Below are 20,280 nucleotides of genomic sequence, written 5' to 3'. Positions count from 1 at the left end.
CGTAGCGGCAAAGAGAGGTATGGGGTGTCAGAGCCAGAATATCTAACCGAAGATCCGTTGTTCCTCGCGCTCACGCGCCCGACGCTCTGGTTCGGCGTCCCCGTCGAAGCCACGTTGCTGATCGGCATGGCATCGGTGTTCGTGCTGATGGTTGTCGGCAATCCGATTTGGGCGCTTGCGATCGGCGGCGCGCTCCTGGGTGCCGCACGGCTGATCGTCCGCACGGACTACAATATGTTCAAGATCATTTTCCTGTTCGGTCGGACGAAAGCCCCCGCTCCCAACAAGATGTTGTGGGGCGGTTCCAGCTATTCGCCGCTGCCGGTTGCAGGCGTGAAGCGGAAGGGATTTTGCCGTGTTTAAGCGCAAGCCTCCGATCAAGCTGGAACGCGATCCGTCGCAATATCTGCCGTATGCGCGCCATGTAAATGAGCATGTCGTCGCGCTCGACAACGGCGAATATATGGCCGTTTTCGCGCTCGACGGGATCGCATTCGAGACTGCCGATGTATCGACCATCAACGATTGGCATGAAAAGCTGAACACCGCATGGCGCACTATCGCCCATGAGCGGGTGGCAGTGATGGTCCATACGATCCGCCGCATTGAGCGCAACTATCCCGATGGCGGTTTCCAGTCGGATTTCGCCCGCGATCTGAATGCGACATATAAGCGCCGCGTCCTCGGCAAGCGCATGTTCGTCAATGAGCATTATCTGACGGTGCTGTATCGCCCTGCGGTCGGCGCTGCGGACAAAGCCGCCTCATCGGTATTCTCGATCTTCTCCAAGGCCACGGCTGACGAGGCGGAAGAGGAAATCATTGAGACGTTCAGCGATGTGCTGCGGGACGTGCAAAAGCTGCTGGGCCGCGTCAATCCGCGCATCCTCGGCGTCTATGAGTTCAACGGCCTGCAATTCAGCGAGCCGATGGAACTGATCCAGCGGATCATGACCGCCGACAATCGGCGCGTTCCGCTGGTGCGCGGCCATCTAGGCCGTGCTGTCTATTCGGATCGCGTCATCTTCGGGCAGGAATTGTTTGAGGTCCGTGAACCCGGAGGCTCCCGCTATGGCGGGGTGCTGGCGGTTCGCGAACATGCCGCCCGCACATTTCCGGGTCAGCTCAATGCGCTTCTGGAAGCGAAATTCGAGTATGTGCTGGGTCAAGGCTTTGCCTTCCTCGGCAAACAGATGGGCATGGAGACGGCGCGACGGAAGCGGGCGCAGTTGAGCGCCACGGATGACGTGGCATTCAGCCAGCAAGCCCAACTGGATGAAGCGATGGACGATCTACAATCCAATCGCTTCGTGCTGGGCGAACATCATCTGGCGCTCTCGGTCTTTGGCGAGACGCCCAAAATTCTCGCTGAAAACCTAAGCATTGCGCGGGCCGCACTGTCAGAAAGCGGCATCGTTGCAGCGCGCGAGGATTTGGCATTGGAGGCAGCATATTGGTCGATGCTGCCGGGGAATTTCGCATGGCGAACCCGCCCTGCGGCGCTTACCTCGCGCAACTTCGGCGCGCTGGCACCGATCCATACCTACCCGATGGGCCGTCCCGATGGGAACCATTGGGGCAAGGCGGTTGCCCTGCTCAAAACCACGGCAAATTCGCCCTACTATTTCAACTTCCACTTTGGCGATGTGGGTCACACGCTGATCCTCGGCCCTTCGGGCGGCGGTAAGACCGTGATCCAGAATTTCATGCTCGCGCAGGCTGAAAAGAGCGGCGCGCGTATGGCGTTCATCGACAAGGATCGCGGCGCGGAAATCTTCGTGCGGGCGGCGGGCGGCACCTATCTGGCCCTCAAGAATGGCCAGCCATCAGGCTTTGCGCCTCTCAAGGCACTGGACGGAAGCGCCCGCAATCGGGAATTTCTGTCGTCCTGGCTGCGCCAGATTGTCACGCCGGAGAACGGCGAGTTGAATCCGCAAGAGCTATATCAGCTCAATCAGGCGCTCGATGCAGTAACGCGCCTGCCGCAAGAGGTCCGTTCGATCTCCGCACTCCGCTCGCAACTGGATCAAACCAGCATCGACGGGATCGGCGCGCGATTGGAGCGGTGGACCAAGAGCGGTGAATTTGGCTGGGTGTTCGACAATGAGGCGGACACGCTGCGCCTCGATGCCCGACTGATGGGCTTCGACATGACGGATTTTCTTGAAAACGACGCGATCCGCCCGCCGCTCATGAGCTACCTGTTCCATCGGCTCGATGACATCGTGGACGGGAACCCGGTAATCATCGACATTGACGAGTTCTGGAAGGCGCTGGGCGATCCGGCATTCCGCCAGTTCGCGCGCGACGGCTTGAAAACCTACCGTAAGCGCAATGCGCTGATGATGTTCGGCACACAGTCCCCAGCGGACGCGCTTCGCTCCGACATTGCCGAAACCATCATTGAGCAATGCCCGACGAAAATTTTGCTTCCCAACCCAAACGCGCAGGCCCGCGACTACATCGACGGCCTCAATCTGACGGAAGCGGAGTTCCGGCTTATCAAGGTCGATCTGTCGCCGGAAAGTCGGCGCTTCCTCATCAAGCAAGGCCATGATTCCGTTGTGGTCGAATTAGACCTGAACGGCATGGATGACGAATTGGCGGTCCTGTCGGGCCGACAAGGAACGGTCGCGTTGCTCGACAAGCTGCGCGCAGAGTTCGGGGATGATCCCGAAAAATGGCTGCCCGAATTTAAGCGTCAATGGCGCTCGGTCGGGCGTAGGTGATGGAGTAACTGATATGAGAAAGCAGATTATCAGGGCGGCGCTCCTTGCTGCCGCGACATTCGGAATGGCAGGGACCGCGCACGCGCAGCTCGCCGTTGTCGATGTGAAGTCGATCGCGCAGGCTTTGCAGACAGCCAGAAACACGCTCAACACGCTGCGCCAGGCTGAACAGCTTTATTCCTCGCTGAACAGCATTTCCAACATCACCAACGTCAGCAACATGCTGCAACAGCGCATTTTGCGTGATGCCCTGCCCGATGGAATGCAGGAATCCATCAGCCTGATTTCCTCCGATCTGCGCGACCTGGGCGCGATCGGCAATCGGGCAGAGTCGATCATGGGGAATTCGGACTTTTCCCTGTCGGGCCTCAACGGACAGTTCGGGGACGCTGCCGGCATTCTTAACAAGGCGGCGACGGCCAGCGCCCGCGATCAAGCCTATGGCGAATATATGCTGGAATCGACCACCGCGACAACGGAGGGCTTGAACCAGCTCAACACTGGCCTGTCCTCCTCCACGACAATGCGCCAGTCGCAGGACATTGGCGCCCGCGCTGCAATCGAGAATGCAGCGGTGAACAACCGCCTTCTGCAACTGGCGGCGGCGGCGGAAGCCGCGCGGGGTCAGTCGGCTCTCAAGTCGCAGGCCGAGTTCGCAGCCTCGCAGCGCAAAACCCAAGAGAACATCGAGAACGGCAATCTGTGGCCGACTTGGGAAGGCAACTGACAAGGAAGGTATGGCTATGCGGAAGTGTTTCATAATTTTGGTGTGTGCGGCGCTTCCGCTGGCCGCCTGCGGCGAGAAAGAAAAGTCCGTCGAATATTACAAGCTGCACTTGGACGAGGCCCGCGAAAAGGTCGGTCGTTGCCAGAGCAACGGCGATGCCGGTGTCAACTGCGGCAATGCGGCAGTCGCGATGAAGCGCGCTGCGCAGGAGAAGTTCGAGCGCGAACGCGCCCGCACTGAAAAGAACATCAAGGACGGCTCGATCTTTCCGACCTGGAACGGGAAGTAGGTGATTTATGGCGCTCGACGCGATCTATAACATGCTCGAAGGCCAGATTACTGGCACATTGGCGGGCAAATACGCCGCTGTCATGGGTCTGGTGTCGGGGCCGCTACAAACGGCCATGGCGATCAACTTGGTGATCGTCGGCTTCGCCGTGATGCGGGGTATCTCAAACGAGCCTTTCGGCAACTATCTCGGCACCTGGCTCAAATGCTATCTGGTGATACTGGCGGCAACGTCCAGTCTCGCGCCGCAAGTCGCGGCGACCGCGCAGAATGCACCCGATCAGCTTGCCAGCGCCCTCGGCGGCGGCGCGATTTCAGCATCATTCGACGCTTTTGTGCAGAATGCCGTCGAACCCGCGTTGAGCATCCATAATCAGATGGAGCCATGGTTTGAGGCGACGACATGGATTCCCGTCACGGTTCCCAATCTTGCGACCGGACTGATGGTCATCCTCATTCTGCTGCTGTCCTACATCATCGCCGCTATCGCGATGACAGTCGTGTTGTTCATCAAGTTCGGCCTGTTCGTGACGATCGCCACGATGCCGATTTTCGTCGGCGCACTCATCTTCCCGTCCTCGTCGGGCTTGTTCTTTAGCTGGCTGGGCGCGGTGTTGAACTACACGATCCAGACTGCAGCGGTTGCGATCGCCCTCATGTTCGTGGTCGCACTCGTCAACTCGATCCCCGGTTCGGTCGGCGTAGGGTCTGGCGGCGACACATGGACTGCGCTCGCCGCGATGTGCCTGCAACTGGTGGCCGTCCTCGTCGGCGGCTTCATCATTCTGCAAGCGCAGTCGATCGGCTCATTCGCAGGCGGTGGCGGATCGTCGGGCGCGGGCTTCCTGTCCGCGATCTATCCGGCAACCATGCAGCGCAGAATCATGAACTCGGTCATGGGCGCGCCTCGTGGCGCAACAAGGGCCGTTGGCAATACGGCTCGCTGGTCACTCAATCGCCAGTCTGCGGCGCGGGCCAGCTTCATAGCACAGGCTCAACAATCTTCCGGTCGAACGACGATGCCCGGTGCGTCGTCCCGCCCCGGCAACAGGTAGGAGGTATCTCATGGCGAAGGTGAAGCACGGTGCGCCTAGTGCGCGCCGATGGGTTCGGATTCTCTGTGTTGGGGTCACAAGCTGCGCTCTGACGGCTTGTGCGACAACATCGGAGGGCCGCGATCCTCCGAAGCATTGCAGCCGTGGAAGCGCCCGCAATGCAAACCCCAACGGCTCGATCTTCCTACAGGCGACGGCAAATGCAGCGCCGGATGCTGCGGGCCAGCGTGAGGTTGAAGTCATGGTTTTCGGCAAGGATGGCGAGGCGAAGCCCGCCGATCCTGCTGAAACGGTCGTCCCAGCCCCGCCAAGCGGGGCCGTCATTCCACCGGCTGCGCCTGCGGGTAGGCCGCTTTCAATGCGGGGCGGCATGATCCCTCTGCAAACTCAATATGGGAGCTGCTGACCATGGCCCTCGGTGTGAAGAAAAAGAGCGATCTCGATAAGTATTTCGCAGACGCGAAAGATTGGGATTTTGATCGCGTTCGCGAGGCGACCAAGCAAAAGCGTATCGCCTATATCGTTGGCGCCAGCGGTGTAGCTTTCGGCCTCATGATGCTGGGATGGCATGTTGCGATGCCGCTGCGCTCGGTCGAGCCGTATGTGATCCGCGTCGATCGCCAGACTGGCGGCGTCGATGTGGTCACGCGGCTTTCCAATACGCGCGACGTGACGGTTGATGAAACGGTCAACAAGTTCTTCCTGTCGGAATATGTGCGCAACCGCGAGGCATGGAACGCGGCGGCAGCGCGCGAAATGCAGCATCGTGTCTATGCGCTGTCGGTGCCGCAAGAGCAGGAGAAATTCGCGGGGACGCGCCGTGCGCAAAATCCCAACAGCCCGGTCAATCAATATCAGTCGGGTGAGATTGTGGCCGCTTCGGTGCGCAACATCACCTTCATCAATAACCGGGTCGCGCAGGTCCGGTTCACGCGCTCGGTGGTGAAGCCGGGTAATGCGGGCGACGAGACAAGCAATTGGATCGCCACCATCAATTTCAAATATGTCGATCGCCCGACCACGGAGAGGGGGCGGCTCGATAATCCGCTCGGCTTCCAAGTGGTCAGCTATCGCGCTGACCCGGAGATTGGCTCATGAGCGCCCTTCGTCATATCCTGCTGGGCGGGTTCATGGCTTCGGCCATGATCGCGGTCCCGGCTCTTGCGGAGGAAATTCCGAACGCAGGCCGTCAGGATTCCCGCATCCGGTATATCAATTACGATACCGACGAGGTTGTCCGCATCAACGGCGTGTTCCGCGCCGCCTCACAAATCGTTTTCGGGGAGGGGGAAGCGATTTCCAGTGTCGCCCTGGGCGATACCGTGAGTTGGGAAGTCGCTCCTGCGGACAATATCTTGTTCATCAAGCCGCGCGAAAAGGCACCGGCCACCAATCTCATCGTCGTGACGAAACGTGGCGGCGTCGTGCGGACATACACATTCGCACTCTCGGCCCGTAGCGGTGCAATCGCACCGGGAACCGATGCTCAATTTGTGGTGCGCTTCCGCTACCCCCAGCAGGAGGCCGAAGCCGCCCGCATGGCGAAGCTGCAACAGGTCCAGACGCAAATGCTGATGGTGGAGGCGGGCGGCGTGAAAGTGGCACTTGAAGCCGCTGCCGTGCAGGGCCGTCGCAACCTCGATTATGAGATTGCCGGGTCATCGGATCTCGCCCCGTCCGAAGTCACCGACAACGGGCAGTTCACGATCTTGCGGTTCCCCCGGAACCAGCAACTCCCGGCGATCTTCACCGTCCTGCCCGATGGGTCAGAGGCCATCGTTCCTTATGATGTTCGCGGCGAATTCGTCGTGATCCATCAGGTGAGCCGCGAATTGCGGCTGCGCCGGGGGCAGGCGCTGACGTGCATCTGGAACAACGCTTTCGAGCGGTATGGCCCGGATAATTCGTCTGGCACCGCCTCGCCCGATGTTCAACGCAACATTGATGGGAGCAGCCCGCAATGAGTGAGAATGAAAACAACGCCGGTCGCGGCGACGAAACCGATGCCCGCAATCTGGATGATCGCAGAAACCGCCTGACCTATGACAATTCCGAGGTGCAGGATGACGTTCTCAAGGACGCGAACAGCACCAGCCCCGATTTCGATCGCAAGGCATTCAATCCGCGTGGTCGGTTGCAGTCGATGGGCAAGGGCATGGTGAGCGCCGTTGCGATCGGCGCGGCCTTCGTCGGCTTCATGGTCTATTCCATGGCTTCACAGTCCCAAAAGCCCGCAAAGCCCGATGACAGCACGTTTCAGTCAAATGATGCTGATGCCGAAAGGTCGGCGCGGGAAGCTGCCAAGGTCGTTGTCCGTCAGGAGCGGCCTGGGCAGAGCATGGAGCAAGTCGGCACTGATCCCTTTGGTAATCCGATTATGGCCGATGGACAGGATATATCGGGGCCGATCAAGGTGCCTGGCCCTGATGGGGCGCAGCCCGATGGCGAGGGTAATGCCTCTAACCGGGTCGATCGCGAACGGCAGGAACGAATGGCAGCATTGCAGCGCGAACGCGCCAGACAGGACGCCATGCGCCGCGCGCCGATCATGGCAATCTCGCCCGCTGCTGGCGGTCAAGCGTCGGGGCCAGCCCCCGGCAATGGTGGCCCGTTCAGCAATTTGCGCGTGGGCAGTATGGGCGAGAACGGCGGCGAGAGTGGCGAGGGCGCGAGCGAACCGAACGCGCTGCAACGCCAGTTGAACGGCATGGACATTAAACAGGTGTCAGCCGGTCGCCTTCCGAACCGGAATTTCCTCATCACGGCGGGGATGCAAATCCCCTGCGTCCTGCAAACCGCGATGGATTCGACGCAACCGGGCCTGACTAGCTGCGTCGTCCCGCAAGATATTTGGTCGACCAACGGCAGCGTGATCCTGATGGAAAAGGGAACGCGGGTGCTGGGCGAATATTCGGGTGGCTTCTCGACAGGGCAGCATCGGATTTTCGTCCTCTGGAACCGTGCAATCACCCCTGCGGGGATTTCGGTCAGTCTTGGGTCGCCTGCGGCTGACCAGCTCGGCCGCGCCGGGATGGGCGGCAAGGTCGATACCTTCTTCTGGCAGCGGTTTGGCGCGGCGCTCCTGCTCTCGGTTGTCGGTGACGCCGGCAGTGCGTTGAGCAACAGCGTGTCCGGGGTCGATCAGACGATCGACACTCCGAACACGGCGGCAGCGATTGCCGCGCAGGATGCGCAGCGTATCAGGCCACGCCTCCGCGCGGCCCAAGGCAAGGAAATGACGATCATGGTGGCGCGCGACGTGGACTTTAGCAGCGTCTATTCCTTGAGGCTGCGCCGCTGATGTTCGATCAATCCATCCTCGTTCATCATCTGGAACCGCTACGCGGCCTGCTGGATGCCGATGCCGTCACCGAACTGGTCATCAACAAGCCCTTTGAGGTCGGGATTGAGGGCCGGGGCGGTTGGGATTGGGTGAACAATGATAAGCTGTCGGTCGAGTGGCTTGAAACCCTCTCGACCGCCATGGCGAACTTCACAAAACAGAAGGTGGGGCCGCAAACGCCCATCTGCTCGACAAGTCTGCCTACCGGTGAGCGTGTCCAGATTGTCGCGCCGCCAGCCTGCGACCTGGGCAATTACTCCATCACGATCCGCAAGCCGTCGATCAAGACTTTCGGCCTTGATGAACTGGACGCGGGCGGGTTGTTCTCGGAAACCAAGATCGCGCGGGGGCGCACGGTCGCCGCCGATGCGGAATTGATCGCGCTCAAGCAAAAGGGCGATTGGCCGGGATTTCTGGAACTGGCTGTCAAATCGCGAAAGAATATCCTGATTTCGGGCGCAACGGGGTCGGGCAAGACCACGCTTTCCAAAGCACTGATAAAGCTGATCCCCGAAGAGGAACGCTTGCTGACGATCGAGGACACGCGCGAATTGATCGTCCCGCATCGCAATGCCGTCCATCTGCTCTACTCCAAGGATGGGCAGGGCCAGGCGCAAGTCGGCGCGAAACATCTGCTTGAAGCCGCCCTGCGTATGCGGCCCGATCGCATTCTGCTGCAAGAGCTGCGCGACGGCACGGCGTTCTTCTATCTGCGCAACGTCAACAGCGGCCATCCCGGTTCGATCACAACGGTTCATGCCGACTCTGCCGCGCTGGCATTTCAGCAACTCACGCTGCTGGTGAAGGAATCAGAGGGCGGGCGCGATCTCGCGCGCGACGACATTTTGGCGCTGCTGCGAATGCTCGTTGATGTGGTCGTGCAGTGCAAGAAAATCGAAGGTCGCTTCCGGGTGACGGAAATCTATTTCGAGCCGGACACAACCGGCATGTGAGGGAGAACGCTCATGGACCGGCGCTTGATAGCCGTTTACGCCGTGCTGGCGATCATTGTCATCTTCGTCCTGGGCAGTCTCGTCGCGATCATCGGTATGGGCCAGTTCCGGCCCGATCTGAACCTGATCCGCCTGCCCGAATATTTCTGGTTCTACCGCCACAATGCCTTTGTCATGGGCTGGCTCGCGAAAGGCATCGCGGGCGTGGTCGGCGCCGCCGCCCTGATCGCGGTGATGGTCTATCTCAACAGGAAACAATCACTGCACGGCGCAGCTCGGTGGGCCAAGCGGGGAGAGGCGCGGACGGCGGGCCTCCTTGGCAGTGAAGGGCTATTGCTTGGGCGAGGCCCGCGCACACTTTTCGACATATTGCTTTTTAGGGATGGCAAAGAGTTCATCCAGTTCGATGGAACAGAGCATGTCCTGCTGGAAGCCCCGACCCGCGCAGGCAAGGGCGTCGGCGTGGTCATTCCCAATCTGCTGACATGGGCGGATTCAGTCGTCGTCCTCGACGTGAAGCAAGAGAATTGGGAGAAGTCAGCGGGTTGGCGCAAGCGCCTCGGCCATCAAGTGCTGCTGTTCGATCCGCTCGACCCCCAAGGCCGCACGGCGCGCTATAACCCGTTCTCCCACATCAACCGGGGCGATCCTGTCGAAGTCATCGACGAATTGCAGAAGATCGCCGCGATGCTGTGGCCCCCGCCAGCGAACGGTGAAAGTTTCTGGATGGATAGCGCCCGCACGGCGTTTATCGGTGTGGCGGCGTATATCGCAGCCACGCCGGTATTGCCGTTCACGATGGGCGAGGTTTATCGCAATTTCAGCGCCGGGGACGCCAAAGAGCGTTTCCCCAAGATCATCAAACAGCGACGGGCCGCGAACGATCCGCTTTCCGAAGCCTGTATCTCGGCGCTGAATGACTGGATTTCGAGTTCGGCCAATACCTTTACCGGCATTCGGCAATCGGTGTCGGCAAAGATTAACCTCTGGATCAATCCCTATGTCGATGCGGCAACATCGGAATCCGATTTCGATCTGCGCGAATTTCGGTCAAGGCCGATCTCGCTCTATCTCGGCGTTTCGCCTGACAACATCGAGCGCGTTTCGGACATTTACAATCTGCTGTTTCAACAGCTCATCGACCTGAATGTGCGCGAGTTGCCCGATCCAAAGGCAGGCAAGCATCCCCTCAAGCTGCTGCTCCTGCTGGACGAGTTTGCCCGCCTCGGCCGCGCGAGCGTCATCGCATCAGGTTTCAGCTATGTCGCTGGTTACGGTATCCGGCTTCTGCCGGTCATTCAGGCCCGCGCGCAATTGCGCGACGTTTATGGACCGGACGTAACGAGCGAGATTGTCCAGAACTGCGGCGTCGAACTGGTCTTTACCCCCAAGCATGTCGATGTGGCGAAAGAGGTGTCCGAACGCCTCGGCAACTACACATATGAGGCCAAGTCGCGATCCAAGCGGATTTGGGACGCCTTTGAAGGATCGGTGTCAACTTCCGACCAGCGTAGGCCGCTGATGCTGCCGCAAGAACTGCTCCTGCTCTCGCAGGAGGAAGTCATTGTGCTGCGCGCCGGTATCCCGCCGCTCAAGGGCGGGAAAATTCGATACTACAAGGATAAGTGGATGGCGAAGGCATCGAGCGTAGCGCCGCCACCAGTAAAGCCGCGGCCTCTCGATCCATCCGTTGCACGACGTTCGCTGGCGATCATTGAAGGGATAGAAGCCCCGGAAATGTCCGATGCCGAAGCAATGGCCGGTGTCGATTTCGCGCGCCTGGTTGGCTTCCCGATTGATGACCTTCCCGACGATGGCGATCCGCATAAGGCGGCTAAGTTTTTCGCGGCGCTGGGCCTGACGCCGGATTTCACAGGCATGGATTTCAACGCTGCCGAACATCGCGAGGAAGAGAGCGAACGGGAAGCTGCGGAGGACGTGGACGGGCAGGAAGCCGCTGATAGCCCCGATGATATGTCTGCGGCCCAAACGGGCATGGATGGCGGCAGCGTGGCCGAAGGCGACGGCGATCCCGACGCACTGGCCTTTTTGAAAGGAGCTAAGGGATAATGGCAGACGAAAGGACAGAGCGCGCAGAGGGCGGGCGTCCAAGCGATCGGTCAACAGGCGGGCGCGATCCAGTCCGTCAGGAACGCGATCGGCAAGTGACGCAGGATTTCCGGCAGATGACGCAGGCCGAAAGGTTGCAGGACAAGAAAACCAATCCGGCTGCAAAACAGATCGCGGCGATCGACGCGACTATAGATCAGAAATATGGTCGCGCCACGCCGGAAGCCGCTCGCATGAAGGCGGCAGCGCGCGAGGCGGTGGCGCAAACGCTGGAACGTGGTGGCGAGGTCCGCGCGCCCCGCGTCCGCGAGGTCGAGCAGCGCCGGGATGAAACCCGCGACCAGCATCGCGCGGCGGCCGAAAAGACGACAAAGGATCTAGAACGCTAGCAGCGGTCAAATCACCTCAATGATAGACTGCCGGTAACACGCATCATCCGCTGGATAGCGCATAAATGCCGCTATCCAGCGGCTTGCCTTGGCGAATCTGTGCTCACGCTATATCAGGCGCGTGGGTTGGGCCGTGCGGAGCGCCAAACCCCAAGGGGGTGCAGGTGTTCATATCGTCGTTTGTTGAGGATGATCGTGTCTCGCTCAAGGATGAGCTTGAGACATTTCTCGAACACCTTGAAACCACGCACAAATTTGATTGGGCCTTAGGCGAGCGCGATCTCCCGACAGGCGTTCCCTCTAGATTTCTGGACATTTATCCCGCCGGGATCGTCGATAAATATGACTCTTTTGGTCTGATCTACGTTCGCCTTTGGTTAGTCGGAAGCAATCCTCAGAAGATCATATCTGGCATTTTTTTAGGCGCAGCGCGCGCGGAACAGGCCGAACCAAGGAGAGCGGCAGCCTACCTTCGAAGTCGTTTGAATGACATATTCGATCCACTCGAAAGAGAGCGCGGATTCCAATATAAGAATTGGGGTGACGCCGATATTTGGTGGCGTGAGGAAGGCATGTCTGTGCGTGCTGTAAGCCGCCAGCTTGAGCAGTTCATGACATATCGTGCTGCTGAACCCACCGATGAAAATATCCAGCGCATCACCGACGATGTAGCGACGCTCGTCCGCGCGATAGATTCAGCGATCGAGCAGCTGGAACCAATTCGCGAATTTGGAAAAGATATTCTTCTACTATACTACGGTCAAAATTTGCCTGCCGCAACGGGTGATGATGGCTTTATTGAAGGTGCGTCCAACAATGAGGCGCGAGAGATTCAGCAGAATGTCTTAGATGACAAAGTGGATTGGTTTTCATCTCTACCGCCAGTGCCCGACTTGGGCGATCTCAAAGGGATGCAGTCAGCATACGAAAAGTTGGTCGCTGCTTTGGCGGCAGGAAAACACGTCCTCCTCATGGGTGCGCCAGGAGTAGGTAAAACAGAGTTAGCCGAGACTGTATGCCGCCTCATCCCTCAACCATACGATGTAGTCACGGCAACTTCCGACTGGACCTCGGTGCATACAATTGGTGGGTACATGCCGGTTCCACAGGCGGAGGGAGATGCAGAGCCGCTAGACTTCATACCGGGAGTTTTCACGGAAGCTATGGCAGCAAATAAGTGGCTCGTCATAGATGAAATGAATCGCGCGGACATAGATAAAGCTTTTGGCGAAATGTTCACTTTGCTGGGCGGCAAATGGAAAAGCATCATGCTCCCATACCGCAAGCGCCAAGAGGATGGCTCTTATAAAAGGGTGGTCTTGGGTAAAGCGAATACTCAAGATGGCGATGCTCATGTTTACCCTCTCGACCCTTCTTGGCGTTTGATTGGAACTATGAATACTTTTGACAAAGCCAGTCTTTTTCAAATGTCATTCGCGTTCTCTCGGCGCGTGGCTGTGATCGAGATCGCTATTCCGAACGAAGCAGATTATCGCCAAATTATTGCGACCGGAGCTGCCGTTCTTCTGGGAGAAGATAACTCCTTGCATGACGCCGTTCTGAACATTTTGTCGTCAATTTTTGCGGTGGAGTCCGGCGTCGGCCTTGGCCGACTTGGCCTCCGCGTTGGTCCAGCGATACCTCTCGACATCATTCGATTCATTGAGCGAATGCGGCGATTTGAAACCGATCCTGCGAGCCTAGTCCTTGTCGGACTCGAGTCCTATTTATTCCCGCAATTCGAAGGCAGGCATGAGCAAACTGCCGACATAGCGGCGGCAATCGCAACTGCGTTGGGTTGGCCAGCTCTGCCCCAGGAGAGCCTTAACAGGCTATCTACATTCACGGGCGCCGTGGACTGAATTGGCGATGCGCAGAGAAGCTTGGGCGCGTTTGATCTGCGATACGCGCAGTGCTGGACGCTACCTGCTACCTGGGCGTGATCTGGAGTTTCTCCCAAACTTCACTGATCTTGATGAAACGGAAGTTCATGACTTCCTCAACAAATTGGACAGTCATGGCGGCAGTGTGGAATTGCTCGCTTCGGCATATTGGCTAAGTCAACCAGAGGTTGAAAATTTCATATTTACTGACCTTCCAGTTCTTCTTCGAGCACTCGGACATGGCTCTCGTTCTTCTCCGCCTTCCGTAGAGCCTACTTTTAAAGGTCGCGTACTCTGGCAAGAAACCATTTTAGGTCGCCTATCTGGCGCTGTGCCTCGCGGAAGATACCTTGTCCAACACGTCGAGAAGTCGGCGGATATACCAGAAAACCGGTTGTTGAAATTGTTTCTGACGCGAATTGTAAGCGCCTCAACGGAGATGGCGCGTCGAGGAACTGGCGCATTGCCTGTTCGGTTTGCCGCAATCCGCGATGCAGCAACGAAAGCGCTATCAAATACTTACATTCAAGGCGTAGAGCTTGAGCATCGCTTAAGTTCTCGAATGATTAACACTGCGATCCGTCACCGCGATCCGCGCTATTCGAAACTTGCATTGCTGGCGAAAGATTTTGATGCTTCAATAATAAGGGGGAAATGGGCACAGATAGTAGAGCTGCTGCAAAAAGGGTGGCTCTCGCCGGTTTCTAGCGACGACCTCTTTGAACTTTATGCTCTAATCCTCGTGATCCAAGCCGTTGAAACCGGGCTTGGGTTTGGCCCTCCAGTTTCATATGGACTGATTCAGCGTGGGCGCTCAGCCGTTGCATCGTTTCATGACGCTGAGCGTGGTTTGAAAGCAGAACTGTACTTTGACCAAGTTCCAAGTGGAATCTTCAAAAGTACGTCTGAGTACATGGAGATTGTCAAAACCTACAAAGGCATTTCGGCGCAGGAGCGACGGCCAGACATGCTTATCCGCTTTTCGTCGCCATTAGGTGAAAGGCGCGCGCTCATAGAAATCAAAGAAACTGAAGATCCAGCTTATATTAGAGACAGCATCTATAAGGTGCTGGGGTATCTTCGGGACTTTTCTTCTATTTGGGATAATGTCCCCGATCAACAGCCAAAGGCACTTCTTCTATTTCCATCCGGCATCACGCCAACGGATCGAATGCCTGACATAGCGATCGTGTCAGTGGACCAAAATGATGATTTGGTAAACGCCCTTTGCCATGTGGCCGCGCCGATCACGCCTGATCGGAATCAGGCAAGCTGAGGCTGAGCGAAACGGTTTGCCGAAGTCAGATAGTCCGATCCGCCACATTAGCGGCGGATCATGTTCTCAGGCTTCAACGCTCACTGGAGCAGATTTTCGAAAGCTACGAGCGCCCCCCACTTGTTCGAAAATTTTCAGGATCGCTCGCCCCAAGCCTTCGCCCATCAATGGCGGCACCGCGTTCCCAACCTGGCTACAACGGGCAACATCAAACTTCCTGCGAGGCCCATTGATTGTGTAGCGCCCATGAAAGGTGAAACGATCGGGGAACGACTGAAGCCTAGCCATTTCACGCACCGTTATATTACGAGGAAATTTGTAATGTATATACTCATCAGGATGGGTCGTGATTGTTGCAACGACAGCGGAAGAATCTAGAAGAACCTTCTTATCTTTTTTAGTTCCATTCGCCAGAAGAAATTCTTTGGACAGGCGACCTGGCTTCTGTGTGCTATGAGCCAGTTCATAAAGCTCGCGGACTGTCTCGCCGTGTATCGTCATACGATGTGAGTCAGGGATTGCACCACTAGGAACGCCCTCCCGCATTAGCTTTGCGTAGGCGCTTTTCGCACTGGTATAGATACCCGACTTGAATCGGGGACTATCTGGGCTAGGAACCAAGCGCGCACTCGAAAGATCGTCGATCGCGTCCTTGACCGAGATATTCCCGTCGGCAGGCAAGCCATGCTCAAGGCGAACCGCTTTAGCGGCTTCGGCCAAAGCGATGGCTGTGATTTCATGCAACGCTTGACGGGACATTGCCGGAGACAACAAACCGATTATCGCAACCCGCTTACGAGCCTGCGGAACCCCAAAATCGGCGGAGTTTATAAGATGGTAGCTCGCAATGTAACCAAGGTCTTCAAGCTTGGCGATCGCGTCTTCTGCGACAGACCCACCTGCTGAACCTGGCTTCGACACAAATCGCCTAGCCATTCCTTCGACATTCTCAATCAGAACGGCGCGTGGTTGGACCAGTTCGACAAAATCGAGCATCCGGTAAACCAGCGAGTTCCGCTCGTCCTCACCGTCGCGCTTACCTCCAACAGAAAACCCTTGGCAGGGTGGACCTCCAGCAACCAAGTCCACCGTGCCGCGAAGTTTGCTGAGGTTTTCTCGGTAATTATCGTCACTTAATAGTGCGACCAAATCTGTGTTCTGCCTTGGCATCCAGCTCGGCCATTGCCCAAACGCCTTAAAAGGTGCGCTGTCGCCCACCAGATTTGCCTCTAGCGTCTCAAAAGCCATGGCGTCCCGTTCAACAGCGAACAGGCCGTTCCATCCTGCCCGATGCAGACCTAGAGCCAATCCGCCACATCCAGCGAAAAGTTCGATTGAGGTGGGTTGAAGCCCCGCGACCGAGTTTTTAATCATCGTTTTGCTCCACCTTACACTCTTGCCTCGTCACGCTAGAAGCGCGCGCTTTAACTGAAATTGCTGATTCTGCACCATGCGCTGACGGATCATATCCCGCCCATAGCTCTTGGAAGAGTTGTCGAAGCGGCATCCGGCGCCGTTGGGCTTCCGCCTTAAAGGCTTGGGCAGTATCGGGAGGGAGGCTGATGCCTACGATCTGACGAGCGCGAACCATTTTCGTTCTCCCGATGTTCTTATCGGTTTGGTGCCCGGAATGACCCCAAATGTCAATGAGTCGACTCAACCATATAAACCGATCTTTATATCCTGACGATCTCATCGATCAGCTTCCGGGCTTTCAACGTTTGGCTGCCGGTTGACCTCCAAACTTTCTAAATCGCCATAGCGCTCACGGGCCATCCGCTCGATCTGCCTGTTTCTGACGCGCTCCATCATCGAAATATTGGCCTGGCGCTCAAGGTCGCGGAAGCCCGCTGCGAGCCTTGTAGGATCAACTTGGTTGAGTTGGGCTATATGCTCTTCCATGATGGCCTTGCCTGTGATCGGAGGTCCGTCGATTGGATAGTTTGCAAGGAATCGAGCGAACGCCTTGTCCTCAAGCACGTCCACAGGCAGCGGAGTTTCCGACCCCGATGCAAGATAGGTCATCCCGACTGCAACGCCGATCGCTGCCAAGCTGGCGGCCTGCTCATCCAGCTTGGCCGATATCGACTGCTGGTTCTCCATGACGGCCTGGACGCCTTCGGCAAGGGTGCCGATCTGGTCGAGCAAGGCGGTGAACAAGTCGTCCTCGGTCATCGGCCCGGTCCTTCCTTGTCGCGATCACGGTTGCGGTCCTGGGAGCGATCACGATCCCGGTTTTGGGCGCGATCCTTGATCGCCTTATCAAGATCGCGCTGCATAGCTTGAAGCCGATCGCGGGCGCTTGCCAGCGAGCGATCCGCGCCGGCATCGGGAGAGGATGGCCCGTCCCGCAGCTCGGCTGTCTTGGCTCGGATGCGGTCAAAGACGGAAGGTTCGCTGTCCCCTGCCCCCGCCTTTGCGTCCTTGCCCTTCAACTCGGCCGACACGTCTTTGACCTTGCCGGTAGCGCGCTTGATACGATCCAAGGCATCAGCCCGTTGGTCAGCCTCACGATTTTGAACGCGCGATTTCAGCCGCTCAAGATCGGCGTCCTTCTCAAATTCCTTGGGCAACGCATCGCCTGATTTCAGGCGCTCGATAATCTCCGCGCGGGCATTCTTGGGTGTCTCCATCCCGTCCACGAATGAGCGCAGTGCCTTCGCCCTCTCGGCCTCATCAACGCCGCCATGAGCCTCCAGCTCGGCAATGGCGCGCGCATAGACCTCGCGAACGGCTGCATGGTTTTCGACGGTAGCGGAGCGTTCCCGCTCACGATCCGCAAGGCGCCTCTCGGCAGCATTGGACGTGGGCGCAAGCATGTCGGCCCGCCCCTTGTCAGCCTCCGGTTCTGCCCCGCGCTCGCGCATCTTGAGAACCGGCGTCGGGTCTTGCTTTGCTGGATAGCCGCGCGTCATCCTTATGGTGGCATCGGCATCTATCCCACGCTCGCGAAGGTTCTCCGCAAACCGCTCACGGCAATGCTGAAGAAACTCCCGGTTGGGGTTGAAACGCCGTCCGTCATTGTCGCGACCGGCAATGACAAGGTGAACATGAGGATGGGCCTCATCGGTATGAAGCGCCATGACCCAACGACGATTTGCCATATCGTTTTCGGCAAAGTCGCGAACGGCATCGCGCACGGCTTCGGGGTTGGTGCCGGGGGGCATGGAAAAGACCATAGCGATAGCGGTTGCCCCTTTTCGGCGCGCTTCATCGGACTGCTCCCACTGCTGCCACTCGCGCGCCAGGACCATCATTTCCTGCGCGCTCATAAGCTGCTTGCCCTCGCTGGTTTCGACGCCAAGAGGCTCTTTATCGGACATGCCGATACGACCAACATAGGTGAACGCGCCAAGGGTGCTGGCTGCACCGTGAATTCGGCTAGTGATCTTCACCACCACTTGCGGCGCTCGCTTGGCGGTCCTGTCGAGACGCTGCAATGCCTGCGCACTGCGGGCGCTATGGCTGTCCGCGATCCGGTGGCGAAGCGCGTCCGAAACACGGCCAACGCCGGAGAACGTCAGTTCAGCGGGAGTGCGCAACATGCTCCCCAAAGCGCGTTCAAGGCGACGATTGCCGCGACGGTCGATCTTGCCGCGACCTGTCCCGCGCGGCCCTTGCACCCGCTCCAAATCCTCAAGGGTCCGCTCGGAAAACTCAAACGGGTTCATGACTCGATCTCATGGGAAACGCGATCGGTCCCGATCAAATCGGGAAGCCTCCGCTGGCGTCCGGTCCAGTAATAGACCTCGCCGGATGCGATAGCGGTAAGGCCAGATGCGGCCTGATTGATGGTGGACGAAAGGCGTCCCTCCATGGCGATGACTTCACCAGCAACCCGGTGAACCTCAAGCAGGCTTTCAGGCCGGTTAGCGGCATTCATCGCTTTGACTGCCTGATTGAGTGAACGCCCAATCGCGCGCACCTGGCTCACAAGTTTTATGATCGAACGGTGGCTGCTGGGGATCAGTCGCAACTCCCCTGCCCTGTCCCAAAGCTGCCAACGCAAGGTGCGCTTGATCCATTGGGCGCGGGTCATCCCGGCGCTGTGTGCCACCAGCTCCATCGCCGCCAATTCCTCGACGGGGAAACGAAGTGAAAGCATCTTGGAAACCCCCTCCATCGGAGGAACGTCACGAACCTCTTCGGGGCGCGCGGTCAAGGCATCACGGATCGCACGGCTGATCCACTTGCTGCGGGTCATCCCTGCGGCCTTCGCCAGCATGTCGATCGCTTCGGCAATGTCATCTTCAATTCGCAACGTCAGATGCGCCATTTTTACAAGCCCCGTGCAGCGGTCACTATCGAGTGCATTGTGTTACAATGATGTCGGTAGTGCTATCCTGCGTACTATCCTTCTTCGTCTTACCCTTACCACTCCCCCTACCCTCACTCAAGCACTTCGCGGAACAACGTGGACGGGAAGGAAATGTCATGCGGGCGGCGACCTGGGCGCTGTGCTGCACCAGTCGGGGCAGACGGATCGGCGGCGCAAAAAGGAGCGGCTTCGCCGCGCGCTTGTTTGATTTTGGACTTCGATCACACCACGCCTTGCACAATCTGGACTTTGCCGGTGGGTGGTCTATGATTAGTCCGGCTTTGTCTTATACAGAAGGTGGACCCATGGGATTCTGCGTCGTCATTCTCGCAATCGCCTCGATCTATTGCCTTTGGATCGCGCGTAAGGATGACGCCGCAATGCACAGTTTGCTCCACGGTGAGGCAAGGTCGCGCCGAGAGAACAACGCCCGTTGGCACAAGCGAGCGGCTGTGCTTTCAATCATCGGCATGGGCATCGCATTAGGCGCGATGTTCTGGCGCTAGCCGTGTCACATTCACGGCCCATGACGGTAATCGCGCCCTCCCGGCATCGCTCTAATCATTACAACCGAAAGGTGGAACTACATGGCAAAGACCCCCGACCTCGATGCAATCAAACAAGAGCGAGTGAAGGCAGAGGCCGCACTAGCTGCGATCATCCAGCGCGAGAAGGATGCAGAGGCAGCGGTGCGCGATGCAGGCAGGCCCGCGCTGGTAGCCGCACTGGAAAAGATCAAGATCGCCAGCATGGAGCGGTCGGAGGCGAAGGCGATTGCGGACGCTATTGGAAAGCATGGCGGCGCAAAGGTGGCGGCTGCTTTGCGCCAGTTGCAGGCGGACTAGAACCGCCCTTCCCGCTGACGACGATGGTATTCGCTGGCAAGACGCGCCTGCTCATCGGCATAGCTGTAACCGGCGCTGCCATCGTCATCGCTGATCTTGGTGCGGCTCCCAAAGAAGCCAGCAACAGCAGAGAGGACGACATAGAAGCCGAAGGCCATGGCGATAGCCAAGCCCGGCTGCGCCTCGCCAGCGTTCCAAGTCCCTAGCAGGCAAAGCGCACCGATCACCAACGCAACGATGCCACGGAAACGAATTGCGAGCGCAGCAAGGGCCAGGCCGAGAACCACGATCGCCCCGGTTGGGATTTCGGCAATGATCGTCGCGATGCTCATGTGCTGCTCCTGTCATCAAGCGCCCTCGCCCACGAATGGGCGCATGGGTGACGGGCGGCACCATGAGAGTGAA

General features: G+C 58.2%; 20 protein-coding genes. 15 read left to right on the top strand and 5 right to left on the bottom strand.

Features of this window, described 5'->3' with window-relative positions:
• Positions 1–24: 24 nt before the first annotated feature.
• From BMY84_RS26955 to BMY84_RS29515, 13 genes are all read left to right on the top strand, one after another.
• Positions 25–363: a type IV secretion system protein VirB3 gene (locus BMY84_RS26955; protein ID WP_093088089.1), complete on the top strand. Its 339-nt coding sequence runs from the start codon at positions 25–27 to the stop codon at positions 361–363.
• Positions 356–2,728 carry a VirB4 family type IV secretion/conjugal transfer ATPase gene (locus tag BMY84_RS26950; RefSeq protein ID WP_093088088.1) on the top strand — a complete coding sequence of 791 codons (2,373 nt, stop codon included), beginning with the start codon at positions 356–358 and terminating at the stop codon, positions 2,726–2,728. Before BMY84_RS26955 ends, BMY84_RS26950 begins: the two co-directional genes overlap by 8 nt.
• A 13-nt stretch (positions 2,729–2,741) precedes the next feature.
• Positions 2,742–3,455: a type IV secretion system protein gene (locus tag BMY84_RS26945; protein WP_177204228.1), complete on the top strand. Its 714-nt coding sequence runs from the start codon at positions 2,742–2,744 to the stop codon at positions 3,453–3,455.
• Between the two features lie 16 nt (positions 3,456–3,471).
• Positions 3,472–3,744 (top strand): EexN family lipoprotein, encoded by a 273-nt coding sequence (locus BMY84_RS26940; protein WP_093088084.1) that lies wholly within the window; start codon positions 3,472–3,474, stop codon positions 3,742–3,744.
• A 7-nt stretch (positions 3,745–3,751) separates the two neighbouring features.
• Positions 3,752–4,798: a type IV secretion system protein gene (locus BMY84_RS26935; RefSeq protein WP_093088083.1), complete on the top strand. Its 1,047-nt coding sequence runs from the start codon at positions 3,752–3,754 to the stop codon at positions 4,796–4,798.
• 408 nt (positions 4,799–5,206) lie between these two features.
• Entirely contained in the window at positions 5,207–5,896 is a 690-nt protein-coding gene (locus BMY84_RS26930) for a virB8 family protein (protein ID WP_093088081.1), read from the top strand.
• Positions 5,893–6,762: a P-type conjugative transfer protein VirB9 gene (virB9, locus tag BMY84_RS26925; protein ID WP_256215472.1), complete on the top strand. Its 870-nt coding sequence runs from the start codon at positions 5,893–5,895 to the stop codon at positions 6,760–6,762. Before BMY84_RS26930 ends, virB9 begins: the two co-directional genes overlap by 4 nt.
• On the top strand, positions 6,759–8,099 hold the full coding sequence (virB10, locus tag BMY84_RS26920) for a type IV secretion system protein VirB10 (RefSeq protein ID WP_093088079.1): 1,341 nt from the start codon (positions 6,759–6,761) through the stop codon (positions 8,097–8,099). Before virB9 ends, virB10 begins: the two co-directional genes overlap by 4 nt.
• Positions 8,099–9,094, top strand: a complete 996-nt coding sequence (gene virB11, locus BMY84_RS26915; protein ID WP_093088078.1) for a P-type DNA transfer ATPase VirB11 — start codon at positions 8,099–8,101, stop codon at positions 9,092–9,094. Before virB10 ends, virB11 begins: the two co-directional genes overlap by 1 nt.
• A gap of 174 nt (positions 9,095–9,268) precedes the next feature.
• Positions 9,269–11,164: a type IV secretory system conjugative DNA transfer family protein gene (locus tag BMY84_RS26910; protein WP_256215471.1), complete on the top strand. Its 1,896-nt coding sequence runs from the start codon at positions 9,269–9,271 to the stop codon at positions 11,162–11,164.
• Positions 11,164–11,553, top strand: coding sequence for a hypothetical protein (locus BMY84_RS26905; RefSeq protein WP_093088074.1), 390 nt, complete (start codon positions 11,164–11,166; stop codon positions 11,551–11,553). Before BMY84_RS26910 ends, BMY84_RS26905 begins: the two co-directional genes overlap by 1 nt.
• Before the next feature lie 164 nt (positions 11,554–11,717).
• On the top strand, positions 11,718–13,415 hold the full coding sequence (locus BMY84_RS26900) for an AAA family ATPase (protein WP_177204226.1): 1,698 nt from the start codon (positions 11,718–11,720) through the stop codon (positions 13,413–13,415).
• 7 nt (positions 13,416–13,422) lie between these two features.
• Positions 13,423–14,712, top strand: a complete 1,290-nt coding sequence (locus BMY84_RS29515) for a hypothetical protein (protein WP_143075183.1) — start codon at positions 13,423–13,425, stop codon at positions 14,710–14,712.
• Between the two features lie 66 nt (positions 14,713–14,778).
• Here the strand turns inward: BMY84_RS29515 and BMY84_RS26890 are convergent, their stop codons facing one another.
• The 4 genes from BMY84_RS26890 to BMY84_RS26875 all read right to left on the bottom strand — a co-directional run bounded on the left by BMY84_RS26890 (position 14,779) and on the right by BMY84_RS26875 (position 18,988).
• On the bottom strand, positions 14,779–16,086 hold the full coding sequence (locus tag BMY84_RS26890) for a DNA cytosine methyltransferase (RefSeq protein WP_093088069.1): 1,308 nt from the start codon (positions 16,084–16,086) through the stop codon (positions 14,779–14,781).
• Positions 16,087–16,404: 318 nt separating this feature from the next.
• Positions 16,405–16,887 carry a hypothetical protein gene (locus BMY84_RS26885; protein ID WP_093088067.1) on the bottom strand — a complete coding sequence of 161 codons (483 nt, stop codon included), beginning with the start codon at positions 16,885–16,887 and terminating at the stop codon, positions 16,405–16,407.
• Positions 16,884–18,152 (bottom strand): relaxase/mobilization nuclease domain-containing protein, encoded by a 1,269-nt coding sequence (locus BMY84_RS26880; RefSeq protein WP_218147047.1) that lies wholly within the window; start codon positions 18,150–18,152, stop codon positions 16,884–16,886. Before BMY84_RS26880 ends, BMY84_RS26885 begins: the two co-directional genes overlap by 4 nt.
• Positions 18,153–18,379: 227 nt before the next feature.
• Positions 18,380–18,988, bottom strand: coding sequence for a ribbon-helix-helix domain-containing protein (locus BMY84_RS26875; RefSeq protein WP_093088064.1), 609 nt, complete (start codon positions 18,986–18,988; stop codon positions 18,380–18,382).
• A 158-nt stretch (positions 18,989–19,146) separates the two neighbouring features.
• Here BMY84_RS26875 and BMY84_RS26870 point away from each other — a divergent pair, with 158 nt between their 5' ends.
• Positions 19,147–19,536 (top strand): hypothetical protein, encoded by a 390-nt coding sequence (locus BMY84_RS26870; protein ID WP_093088062.1) that lies wholly within the window; start codon positions 19,147–19,149, stop codon positions 19,534–19,536.
• 81 nt (positions 19,537–19,617) lie between these two features.
• Positions 19,618–19,875, top strand: coding sequence for a hypothetical protein (locus tag BMY84_RS26865; RefSeq protein ID WP_093088061.1), 258 nt, complete (start codon positions 19,618–19,620; stop codon positions 19,873–19,875).
• Here the strand turns inward: BMY84_RS26865 and BMY84_RS26860 are convergent.
• Entirely contained in the window at positions 19,872–20,207 is a 336-nt protein-coding gene (locus tag BMY84_RS26860) for a hypothetical protein (protein WP_093088059.1), read from the bottom strand. The two genes, BMY84_RS26865 and BMY84_RS26860, sit on opposite strands and share 4 nt — an antisense overlap.
• Positions 20,208–20,280 lie beyond the last annotated feature (73 nt).

This window comes from Sphingobium sp. AP50, from assembly GCF_900109095.1.
In the GTDB taxonomy this organism is placed as follows: domain Bacteria; phylum Pseudomonadota; class Alphaproteobacteria; order Sphingomonadales; family Sphingomonadaceae; genus Sphingobium.
Note: the sequence above shows the minus strand (reverse complement) of the source record. Positions and strands in the feature narration are given on the sequence as shown.